Consider the following 10,926-nt stretch of genomic DNA (forward strand, 5'->3'; position numbering starts at 1 on the left):
ACAAAAACGCTGTACCAGCTAAATTAAAGCTGGTACAGCGCCTTGTTCTACGCTTTTTCGTCTCATCTCAACTTCATAACTTCATCCGCATCAATTCAAACATACAGTCCATACTTGGTCGTTTCATTATCGCTTTATCGTCGTCATTGATGTCGTTGTTGTTGCAAAGTCAAAAAATAGGTTAAAGTATTTTTCTTATATTTTATTTAACAGCCCCAGCTGATTCTGACTTTTTTTGCTCCTCCGATTGCTTATTCTTCTCCGATTGCTTATTCTCATCGGACTTGGTAGCAGTATTGGCAACAGTAGCAGACTTAGGATCAGGCTTCCTCCATCCAGTTTCTATTCCTGTTATTAATCCCACTATTGCCCCTGGAATTGCTCCCAGCCATGCTCCAGTCCACATTGTACTCCCCAAACCATCTTCACTGTCCATCAGTTTCTGTGATATTGAGTTTACTATTCCTCCCATCACTCCTCCTCCTACTGCTCCTAAAATCGTTCCTAAAAATCCTCCTCCTACTGTTCCCACGCCGGCTCCTGTCACCACCATGCTTGCTAATCCTCCGCCTGCAAAAGCGCTTAGTATTCCTCCCGCATATGCTCGTCCTACTTCTCCTGTCTTGTGGTCACCTTCTGTATTTGCCAAAAATTTGTGCGCTATGCCTCCCGCTAATAACCCTCCTAGCCCTTCCGTTACTATAGTAGGCACTGTTGGTTTAAGACAGCTCCGTTCGTCAACAACCGCCGCTACTCCTTCATTTCTCTTCGCATCAACAATGGAATTTCTGTTGATGCGAAGAGAAATGAAGGAGTAGCGGCGGTTGTTGACGAACGGAGCTGTCTTAAACCAACAGTGCCTCCCGCTAATAACCCTCCTAGCCCTTCCGTTACTATAGTAGGCACTGTTGGTTTAAGACAGCTCCGTTCGTCAACAACCGCCGCTACTCCTTCATTTCTCTTCGCATCAACAATGGAATTTCTGTTGACGCTGTTACCCTTTTTGTCAGATTTACCGCACGAGCATGCCGAAACGAGCAGAGAAAAACAAACAAACAAGCTTACACATCTTCTTAAACGTAATGTCATCATACTATTTCCTCTTTTGTTTTTATCTATCAGTTTTGATAGACTTAGATTTTAGGGGAATGTGCTTCACGTGAAAACTTCCCCTTTTATTTTATTTCCACGCCTTTTGTTTTACACCTACAGAAAACCAACTATACCAAATTAAAAAGCTCTTGGCAAATCAAGCTACAACTTATGTTATAATTTTGCACGGAGGCAAATATATCTTAAATATTTGCACCTACAAAAAACCAACTATATCAAATTAAAGAGCTTTTGACAAATCAAGCTATAACTATGTGCGATTACATCAAACCTTGCTCTTTGTTTTGCACCTACAGGAAATCAACTGTACCAAATTAAAAAGCTTTTGGCAAGCCAAACACAACTATTATACAAAATCAAAGAGCTTTTGACAAATCAAGCTATAACTATGTGCAATTACATCAAACCTTTTAACAATTTAACCTAAAATCATCAAAGGTTAATTTCACAATTGGTTAATTATAACACATTATTTTTTATCAAGTCAATCAAGTGCTGTTAAAAACTAAAAATTTAACAAGATAAAAAGATATTTCATAAATGCAATAGATGTAAAATCAAGGAATGCATTTTCACAAGTGTATAAAAGTTTAAGCAGCACAAATGCAAAAGATTTTTTAATAAAGATAAAATGAGTAAGTTCGTTTATGCTTTTATAGAAAGGTTCAATAGAACATCAATTGCTAGAACAATTCTTAAACGAATATGACGACAATTTGAACGATAGATATAAATATAATCAACAATCATTTGATTGGTTATTTACTTTGATATAGCATAAAAAGATCTCACAAAAGTCTTGATTTTGTTTCGCTTTTAGATTTTGCTATAAGTTCTTTCAGCTTGCATTTAGAAAAGTCTATTATGTTACGAGGCACTACAAACAATTGCAACCAATAAAAAAAAGAAGTAAAATTAAAGAAGATGCCAAAATTAAGCAGGTTGGATTTAGATATAGAAGCCAAAGAAGCGATTTTGTTAACCTAGTTGCAACATAGAACCAGAAAGAGCAAAAGAATCAGTAGAAATCAAGATGGGAGAATTGAAGTCTCCAACACACTTTCACTGCGCTCGCTATATCACGAGGAATTTATGAGAAAAATTATTATTGCACTACCGAAAGGCAGGCGGCTCTTAAGCCGAGCGTACAGCATTTTCAAAAAAGCTAAGTACACATCACAATCTTTGGAGAAGGAAATTGAGTTACGCGAGCGAAAACAATTAGAATTTGAGTGCGACAACGGCGAGGCTACATTTCTGCTCATTCGCGTCGCGGACGTTCCGCAATATGTCGACAAAAATTGGGCAGACATCGGAATTTCCACGTTTGACGGCTATCGTGAATACGAGTTGGAAAATACCACTTCTCAACGTTCAATGCGTGGCGACAACTTTGTAACGAATATCTTTGCAGATTTGAAGTTGTGTGAAAAATCAAGATTTTGCGTTGCTGGCGAGCCAAAAAGATTGGAATTTTATGAACAGTGCAAGCAAAACGATGATAAAATTCTCACGATTGCCACTCAACATCCGAACATCGCGGCGAAGTATTTTTTGCAGAAAAACATGGTAGTTGACATTATAACGATTACAGGTTCATCGGAAATAATGCCCAAGTATGGCGAGGTTGATGCAATATTTGATATTGTTGAGAGTGGCAGGGCGTTGGAGGAAAATGGACTGATAATTTTTGAGGAAGCTATGTTGATTAAAACCAAAATCTTAGTGAGTAAGGCGGCGTTAAAATACGATGAAAATATTTCAAAAATGATAGGGAGACTTGAAAATGTTATTAAATAGGGACTTGTCAACCATAAAAAAGCGGCGACAAGGCATAAATGTCAAAGTGGAGCAAACGGTTAAGGCGATACTTGACGGCGTGCGGGAAAATGGTGATAAAGCAGTTAAGGCGTATGCGGAAAAGTTCGAAGGTTTCGTTGGATATAGTTTTGAGATTGAAAACACCGTTAAAGAAAATGCGGACTTTGTACGGATTTTGGAACGCGCTAAAATGCAAATTATAGAATTTCACAAAAATCAGATTGAAAAATCGTGGTCTATGAGCAAAGATAACGGCGTGATTATGGGGCAAATCGTGCGACCATTGAAGCGCGTGGCGGTGTATGTTCCAGGTGGTACGGCGAATTATCCATCTTCCGTTTTGATGAATGTTATCCCCGCAAAATTGGCGGGTGTAAGCGAAATTATAATGCTGTGCCCAAATCCAAATGACGAAGTTTTAATGGCAGCGAAAGTTGCGGGTGTGGATAAAATCTACAAAATTGGCGGCGCACAGGCAATAGCGGCAGTAGCGTATGGCACGGAAAGCATACCAAAAGTTGATAAGATAGTTGGTCCTGGTAACATCTATGTTGCAATGGCGAAAAAGCAAGTGTATGGCGAGGTTGACATTGATATGATTGCGGGACCGTCCGAAGTGTTAGTAATTGCGGATAAAACTGCAAGCCCAAAATATATCGCTGCAGACTTGATGAGTCAAGCGGAGCATGATAAATTGGCAAGAGCGATACTTATCACGACGAGTGAAAAAATTTTGATTGACACCGAAAAAGAATTAGAACGACAGTTTTCGTATTTGGAACGGCGAGAAATAATCGAGGATGCTCTTAGAAATTATGGGGCTGGAATTGTGGTTGATAATTTAGAAAAAGCGTTTGAATTATCAAACGAAATCGCTCCTGAACATTTGGAAATTCTAACGGAGAACCCATTGGGAAAATTGCCAAAAGTTAAAAATGCGGGCTCGATATTCTTGGGTGAGAATACACCCGAATCGTTGGGCGATTATATGAGCGGCGCTAACCACGTTTTGCCAACAGGCGGAACAGCGAAATTCTGTTCATCGCTTGGCGTTTATGATTTTGTGAAGGTTAGTTCGTACAGTTACTATCCGCGAGAAATTTTGGCAAATTTCAAAGATGACGTGATAAAATTTGCAAAATTAGAAGGGTTAGACGCGCACGTAAATTCGATTAAAGTTAGATTCGAGGTGAGTTCTGATGATTAGTGAAAAAGTTAAAAAGTTAAAACCATACGTTGCAGGAATTCAGCCAGAAGGCGATGGTTGGATAAAATTAAACGCTAACGAAAACACATATCCTCCTTCGCCAGCCGTTGCAGACGCTATAAAAAATTTTGACTTTGCTAGACTTCGTTTGTATCCAAATAGCGACAGTAATGAGTTACGTGAGGTCATATTTCAAAAATTTAATTTAGAGGCATTGGAATGCTGCTTCGTCGGCAACAGCTCGGACGAAGTTTTGGCGATAGCATTTCAGACGTTTTTTAGCGGCAAAACAAATATTTTAACGCCGGACATTTCATACAGCTTTTACAGCGTTTGGGCTCAAATGTATGATATTGGCTTAACGCAAATTCAATTAAATCAAGATTTTAGCATTGACGTTAGCCAATATAAAAATGGTGATGGAGTTATAATTGCCAATCCTAATGCGCCTACTTCTGTTGCTCTCCCTAAATTGAGAGTTGAAGAAATCGTTAAAAACAATCCAAAGCATGTCGTAATTATTGATGAGGCGTATGTGGATTTTGGAGCGGAAACGGCGATTTGCTTAGCAAAAAAATATGATAATCTGTTGGTTGTTCGCACGTTTTCAAAATCATATTCGCTTGCTGGGTTGCGTGTGGGATTTGCAGTCGGAAATAGTCAATTAATAAATGCGATGAATACAGTAAAAAAGTCATTTAATTCCTATCCATTGGATATGTTGGCGCAAATTGGAGCAAAGGCGGCGTTGCAAGACGAAAAATATTTTTACGAGAGCTTAGGGCGCATAATTGCAACCCGTGACAAAACGACCAGAGCTTTGAAGGAGATGGGAATAAATGTTTTGAACTCAAGCACAAATTTTTTATTTATTGAATTCGAAGATGCAAAAAAAGTTTATGAAAAATTGTTAGAAAATAAAATATTAGTGCGTTATTGGGATAAACCTAGGATAAACAAATTCTTACGAGTAACAATAGGTACTGAAAAAGAAATGGAGGCGTTTATACGATGCGTGAAGCAACTTTAACAAGAAAAACTGGGGAAACTGAGATTGAAATCGTCTTAAATTTAAACCGGAAGGGCGAAAGCAAAATTAGCACGGGGATCGGTTTTTTTGATCATATGTTGAACCTATTTGCTTTTCAAGCAGAGGTAGCATTAAGCGTGACGGCAAATGGCGACTTAAATGTCGATGGGCACCACACGGTTGAAGATGTTGGGATAGTTTTGGGGCAAGCAGTGAAAAACGCTCTTGGTGACAAGATAGGTATTAATCGCTATGGCTCTGCAAAAATTCCAATGGATGATGTTTTAGTTGAAACTGTTCTTGATATTTCTAACCGTCCGTATCTTGTTTTCAATGTTGAGCTGCCTGTTTATAAAGTTGGCGATTTTGAAACGGAGCTGACAGAGGAATTTTTCAGGGCTTTTGCTGTAAACGCGGGGATAACTCTGCACATTAACGTCGCCTATGGGAAGAATGCGCATCACATAATCGAAGGAATTTTCAAATCGTTCGGGCGCGCATTGGGCGAGGCGATAAAGATTAGTAGCGATGATATTCCTTCAACTAAAGGGGTTCTGTAAATGATTGCTGTTATTGATTATAATGTAGGCAACGTCAGCAGCGTTTTGAATATGTGTCGCCGTTTGGACGTAACTGCCGTACTCACTAGGGATCCCGATAAAATTAAAAAAGCAAACGGTATAGTTCTGCCCGGCGTAGGGAGCTTCCATGTAGCTATGCGGAATTTGACAGAGTTTGGATTGATAGACGTTCTAAACGAGGTCAAGACAAAGGGCGCAAAAATACTGGGCATTTGTTTAGGTATGCAAATTCTATTTGAAAAAGGATTTGAGGGCGGTGAAACAGCGGGACTTGGATACCTAAAAGGCAATGTAGCTTTAATTAAGACCACTGACAAACTGCCACATATGGGTTGGAACAATATTAGTACAGGCGACGTTTATTTTGTCCACTCGTATATGGTGGAGTCCACGGATGATTGCATTGAGTTTGCAGAATATGGTGGCGTGAAAATCCCTGCAATCGTGCAAAAAGATAACGTTATGGGTTGCCAATTTCACCCTGAAAAAAGTGGTAAAGTTGGCGAAGAAATTTTAAGCAAATGGATGGTAAGTTTATGATAATTCCTGCTATTGACTTATTGGACGGCGAGGCGGTTCGTTTATATAAGGGAGATTATGAGCAAAAAACTGTGTATAGCAAAAATCCCACCGAACTTGCCCAAAACTTCAAAGATATGGGCGCAAAATTTCTACATATCGTTGATTTAGACGGCGCGAGAAGTGGACTAGCCACAAACTATGAAATAATTAAGGAAATAGGCAAAACAATCCCCTTTCAAGTAGGCGGTGGAATTAGAACAGCTGAAACTGTTGAAAAATATTTACAAATTGCTAACAGAGTGATTTTAGGAACTATTAGCGTGAAAGAGCCTCAATTTGTATGCGATATGGTGGATAAATATGGTGTGGATAGAATTGTTGTAGGCGTTGACGTTCGCAATGGAAAAGTATCAACCAACGGTTGGCTTGAAGACAGTGGCGTGGATTATCTTAAATTTATCGATAGATTGCCTGTGGAAATCATTGTTGTTACCGACATTTCCAAAGACGGCACATTGACTTCGCCAAATTGGGATATGTATGAGAAAATTAGAAACAAAAAGGTTATAGTTAGTGGCGGTATAGCGAGCGACGATGACATTAAAAAAGCTGGCAAATACTATGGCGTGATAGTTGGCAAGGCATATTATGAGGGAAAGGTGGATTTAGAGCGATGCTTAAAAAGAGGATAATTCCGTGCTTGGATATTGCAAATGGGAAAGTTGTCAAAGGCATCAATTTTATAGATTTAGTTGATGTTGGCGACGCTGTTGAAGTTGCAAAGCGATACGAACATCAATGCGCCGACGAAGTCGTCTTTCTCGATATTACTGCTACATACGAGAATCGCGATACTATTTATGATTTAATCAAACGCGCTGCAAGCGAACTTTCTATTCCTCTTACTGTCGGAGGAGGAATTCGTACGGTTGATGATTTTCGCAAAATTCTATCTTGTGGAGCAGATAAAGTGGCAATAAATTCATCTGCTGTTGCCAATCCAAACTTAATCCGTGAGGTAAGCGAGGAATTTGGTAGGCAATGTGTCAATGTAGCAATTGACAGTAAATTGCTTGACGGTAATTATAAAGTTTTTGTCAAGGGTGGTCGTGAGAACACAGGACTTGATTTGGTCGAATGGGCGAAGAAATGTGAAGATTTGGGAGCGGGAGAAATTCTTCTCACCTCTATGGATGGCGATGGTACGCAAAGTGGCTATGACATTGCAATGATAAATGCGGTTTGTGATAGAGTAAATATTCCAGTAATCGCAAGCGGTGGATGTGGAAGTATAGATGATATTATCGACGTTTTCAAGAACACCAATTGCGATGCGGCATTGATAGCAAGCCTTTTCCACTATGGAATGGCGACAGTAAATGATGTAAAAATTCAAATGAAAAGGAGTGGTATATCGTGCAGAATATTGACGGTCTAATTCCAGCCATCGTGCAGGATTATTACACAGGTAAGGTGCTAATGCTCGCTTATGTTAATCAAGAGAGCTATGACCATATGCTTAAAAACGGCGAAACTTGTTTTTGGTCGCGCTCACGTCAAAAATTATGGTACAAGGGCGAAACTTCAGGCAACGTGCAAAAAATTAAAAATATGACATTTGACTGTGATAGTGATACGTTGCTAATCCAAGTAGAGCAAACTGGAACAGGCGCTTGCCACACAGGAAGTTATAGTTGTTTCGGGGATAGCGCGACGGGTGAATATGAGATTTTAGATGATGTTTACAGCCGGATAGTTGATAGAAAAAATAATCCAAAAGAAAGGTCATACACCAACTATCTTTTAGAAAACGGTGTTGATAAAATCTGCAAGAAAGTTGGTGAAGAGGCGAGCGAAACCATTATAGCTGCAAAGAATGAAAATAAAAATGATATGATTGGCGAGATTGTTGATTTGGTATATCACTTAGAAGTTTTGATGTTTGTCAGCAGCATAACACCCAAAGATATACGCTCGAAGCTCGCCGAACGGCACGCAAAAGAGGGTAATTTGAAAATTGCAAGTAAAAAGAGTGATTTACATGCTTGATTTGCACATGCATTCTAATTGCTCCGACGGCACGGATACGCCAATAGAATTGCTGAAGAAGTGCGAGCAACGTAGGTTTGAATATGTTTCTATAACCGACCACGACAATTGCAACGCATATAATGATGTGACTAATTGGGCTGAAGCCTTTTCAGGCAAAATAATAACAGGGATAGAGTTGCAAGCATATTTCAAAGGATTATCTATTGAAGTCTTGGGGTACAGTTTTGACATTGCAAAAATGCAGAGCTTCATTAAGAATTTATATTTGCCATTTGATGTTGTCAATAACGAGGAATTAAAACGCTTATATGGCGTTTGCAAAAATATAGGAATGACGTTTGACAATGGCGTAATCGAAAAATATCAAAAGAGCGATATTTACTATGCAGCTGAATATCTGCATAACGAGATAAGAAAAAGCGAATATAACAAACGTTTTATTCCAGATAACGAAAGTCAGGAACGGGAATCTGTTTTCTTCAAACGCCATATTTCCAATCCAAACAGCCCATTTTATATAGATGAAAGTGATTTAATTCCATCTGCCGAAAAAGTTATTGATATTATTCATAGCGCTGGCGGATTGGCGTTTATTGCGCACGTTTTTCAGTATGAGGAAGATGCACTTGACGTGCTGAACGGATTATCTAGTTTTATTGACGGAGTAGAATGTTTTTATCCTTCATTCGAAAATGAACAGATGGAATTTTTATCAAGATTTTGCAATGAGAAAAATTTATTTATATCTGGTGGTAGCGACTACCATGGCACTAAACGTCCTGAAATATCTTTGGGTTCGAAAGTACCGAAAGAGTATGTGGATGAATGGTACAATCATAGGAGACTAACCTAACAGCGGCGCTCGCTTTACTTTACACCCATGAAAAAAAATATAATACCTATTAACTTTTTACAAACACCTACAGATAATTCTGACACGATTGAAGGGTTAAAAACCTTTTGGAAAAAGGTTGCGCCACTCATTTCTCAAAGAGAAAAACATTTTGACGCTGTATGGGAAAAAGGAACTGAAGAAGAAATCTTCGCAGAACTTGTTTTTTGTCTTTTTACTCCACAGAGCAAAGCAATATCATGCTGGGATGCAGTCAATGAACTTGCTGATAAAAATATGATATTTAACTCAAAAAACACAGACATAGTAAAAGTAATATCCAAGGTACGATTTAGAAACAATAAAGCAAAATATGTAACTGAAGCGAGGAACTTATTTACAATATCCGGCAAAATAAAAATAAAAAAAAAGCTTTCATTTTTTGCTGACATATACGAACTACGGAAATGGCTTATACAAAATATTAAAGGCATAGGGTATAAAGAAGCAGGTCACTTCTTAAGAAATATTGGTATAGGTAAAGATCTTGCTATATTAGACAGACATATATTAAGAAATCTTAAAGTTTATAAAGCAATAAAAGAAATTCCTAAAACGTTGAACGTAAAAACATATCTAAACATAGAAAAACAAATGCAGGATTTCGCAGAAGACACAGGAATTCCCATGTCACATCTAGACATGTTATTCTGGTGCAAGAATGCCGGAGGAATTTTTAAATAAAATTACGCTACTCGCCCCCTTATTCACCATTAAGTTTGTGTATAGTCTTATTTCAATATCATCATAAGGATTAAGTCCATTAACTTTCAAATTCATGGTTTTTAAAGATATTATTTTGTATCCGTCAGCACGTCTGTTAAATCGTAAAGAAATGCTTGTTGCTCGTCCTTAATATCAGCTAATATCATATTAACCAATTCCGGGTCACACATACCACACGATTGCAATTGCGGATCAGTATTGTGACCGATCCAAAGGCACCACAGTTCCGGATCCTCCGCCAGCATAGTATCCATCAGCACCTTAGGATCGGTGATCCCGAACAAAAAGCCCCACAATTCATTATCCTCAGCGTACATCTGCCGTATGCTTTTGTCCTTCGCTACATTTATGGCTCTGCCTGCATCATATGTGTACTTGCGCTCGACTTCTCCTCGTGGTGTACCTAAAGCAACGCGCGCCACTTCCGGGTTCTCCTCCACCCACCGTCTCATCCGCTTCGGCAATGTTGATGGTGCTTCAAAAAGAGCATCGTTCTCCACTCCCGGGTAATCCTCCTCCCCCGGTGATACTCCGCGTTCTTTTAGTAATATCATTCTTCTTTCGAATATTTTTCTATTACGCATCACCTTCCTCGCTGCTTCTGCTAGCCTCTTTCTCTCCGCCGCCGTCGCTGCTTCTGCTAGCCTCTTCTTCTCCGCCGCCTCCTCCGCTTTCCTCTTCTCCTCCTCCGCCATTTGCTTCTTCCAATCCTGAACTATCTTATCCGCTTTCTCTGACATCTCCTTTTTTGCTACTTTCTTTTCTAGCTCTTTCTTCTCTTGCGCTATCCTATCTTTCTCTTTCGTTTGCTTCTCTTGCATCTCTTGCCATTTCATCAACCCACTGAAAAGAGTGGTATAAGAAATTCTTGAAAAAAGGTATAATTAAGTGAGCATATAAGCTTTATCAAGGTAATACTGCTTACAACAATTGTTAATAATGACTAGTAGCTTACGCATAACAGCGACAATAGCGACCATTT

General features: G+C 38.9%; 14 protein-coding genes. 11 read left to right on the top strand and 3 right to left on the bottom strand.

Features of this window, described 5'->3' with window-relative positions:
• A partial coding sequence (locus LE180_RS04695; RefSeq protein ID WP_374134308.1) for a hypothetical protein occupies nt 1-185 on the top strand: 185 nt, incomplete at its 5' end.
• Between the two features lie 17 nt (nt 186-202).
• On the opposite strand, the gene LE180_RS04700 is transcribed toward LE180_RS04695, so the two are convergent.
• Both LE180_RS04700 and LE180_RS04705 read right to left on the bottom strand, forming a co-directional pair.
• The gene (locus LE180_RS04700) at nt 203-712 is read right to left on the bottom strand and encodes a hypothetical protein (RefSeq protein ID WP_374134309.1); all 510 of its coding nucleotides are present in this window, start codon (nt 710-712) and stop codon (nt 203-205) included.
• Nucleotides 713-750: 38 nt separating this feature from the next.
• On the bottom strand, nt 751-1,092 hold the full coding sequence (locus LE180_RS04705) for a hypothetical protein (protein WP_374134310.1): 342 nt from the start codon (nt 1,090-1,092) through the stop codon (nt 751-753).
• A 1,113-nt stretch (nt 1,093-2,205) separates the two neighbouring features.
• Between LE180_RS04705 and hisG the strand changes: the two genes are divergently transcribed.
• The 10 genes from hisG to LE180_RS04755 are packed head-to-tail and all read left to right on the top strand — an operon-like array spanning nt 2,206 to nt 9,902.
• The gene (gene hisG, locus LE180_RS04710) at nt 2,206-2,913 is read left to right on the top strand and encodes an ATP phosphoribosyltransferase (RefSeq protein ID WP_374134311.1); all 708 of its coding nucleotides are present in this window, start codon (nt 2,206-2,208) and stop codon (nt 2,911-2,913) included.
• Nucleotides 2,900-4,141 (top strand): histidinol dehydrogenase, encoded by a 1,242-nt coding sequence (hisD, locus tag LE180_RS04715; RefSeq protein ID WP_374134312.1) that lies wholly within the window; start codon nt 2,900-2,902, stop codon nt 4,139-4,141. The genes hisG and hisD overlap by 14 nt, the downstream gene beginning before the upstream one ends.
• Complete coding sequence (gene hisC / locus LE180_RS04720) at nt 4,134-5,171, top strand: histidinol-phosphate transaminase (protein WP_374134313.1); 1,038 nt, start codon at nt 4,134-4,136, stop codon at nt 5,169-5,171. The genes hisD and hisC overlap by 8 nt, the downstream gene beginning before the upstream one ends.
• The gene (gene hisB / locus LE180_RS04725; RefSeq protein ID WP_374134314.1) at nt 5,153-5,731 is read left to right on the top strand and encodes an imidazoleglycerol-phosphate dehydratase HisB; all 579 of its coding nucleotides are present in this window, start codon (nt 5,153-5,155) and stop codon (nt 5,729-5,731) included. The genes hisC and hisB overlap by 19 nt, the downstream gene beginning before the upstream one ends.
• Entirely contained in the window at nt 5,732-6,292 is a 561-nt protein-coding gene (gene hisH / locus LE180_RS04730) for an imidazole glycerol phosphate synthase subunit HisH (RefSeq protein WP_374134315.1), read from the top strand. It begins immediately after the preceding gene.
• Nucleotides 6,274-6,966, top strand: coding sequence for a 1-(5-phosphoribosyl)-5-[(5-phosphoribosylamino)methylideneamino]imidazole-4-carboxamide isomerase (gene hisA / locus LE180_RS04735; RefSeq protein ID WP_374134316.1), 693 nt, complete (start codon nt 6,274-6,276; stop codon nt 6,964-6,966). Before hisH ends, hisA begins: the two co-directional genes overlap by 19 nt.
• Nucleotides 6,948-7,712, top strand: a complete 765-nt coding sequence (gene hisF / locus LE180_RS04740; RefSeq protein WP_374134317.1) for an imidazole glycerol phosphate synthase subunit HisF — start codon at nt 6,948-6,950, stop codon at nt 7,710-7,712. Before hisA ends, hisF begins: the two co-directional genes overlap by 19 nt.
• The gene (gene hisIE / locus LE180_RS04745) at nt 7,691-8,323 is read left to right on the top strand and encodes a bifunctional phosphoribosyl-AMP cyclohydrolase/phosphoribosyl-ATP diphosphatase HisIE (protein ID WP_374134318.1); all 633 of its coding nucleotides are present in this window, start codon (nt 7,691-7,693) and stop codon (nt 8,321-8,323) included. The genes hisF and hisIE overlap by 22 nt, the downstream gene beginning before the upstream one ends.
• A complete protein-coding gene (locus tag LE180_RS04750; RefSeq protein ID WP_374134319.1) occupies nt 8,316-9,179 on the top strand; it encodes a PHP domain-containing protein in 864 nt (287 codons plus the stop codon). Before hisIE ends, LE180_RS04750 begins: the two co-directional genes overlap by 8 nt.
• Nucleotides 9,180-9,206: 27 nt before the next feature.
• Nucleotides 9,207-9,902, top strand: a complete 696-nt coding sequence (locus tag LE180_RS04755) for an N-glycosylase/DNA lyase (protein WP_374134320.1) — start codon at nt 9,207-9,209, stop codon at nt 9,900-9,902.
• A gap of 110 nt (nt 9,903-10,012) precedes the next feature.
• Here the strand turns inward: LE180_RS04755 and LE180_RS04760 are convergent, their stop codons facing one another.
• The gene (locus tag LE180_RS04760) at nt 10,013-10,780 is read right to left on the bottom strand and encodes a hypothetical protein (RefSeq protein ID WP_374134321.1); all 768 of its coding nucleotides are present in this window, start codon (nt 10,778-10,780) and stop codon (nt 10,013-10,015) included.
• Nucleotides 10,781-10,926: the final 146 nt, after the last annotated feature.

The organism is Candidatus Endomicrobiellum pyrsonymphae (assembly GCF_020328025.1).
In the GTDB taxonomy this organism is placed as follows: domain Bacteria; phylum Elusimicrobiota; class Endomicrobiia; order Endomicrobiales; family Endomicrobiaceae; genus Endomicrobiellum; species Endomicrobiellum pyrsonymphae.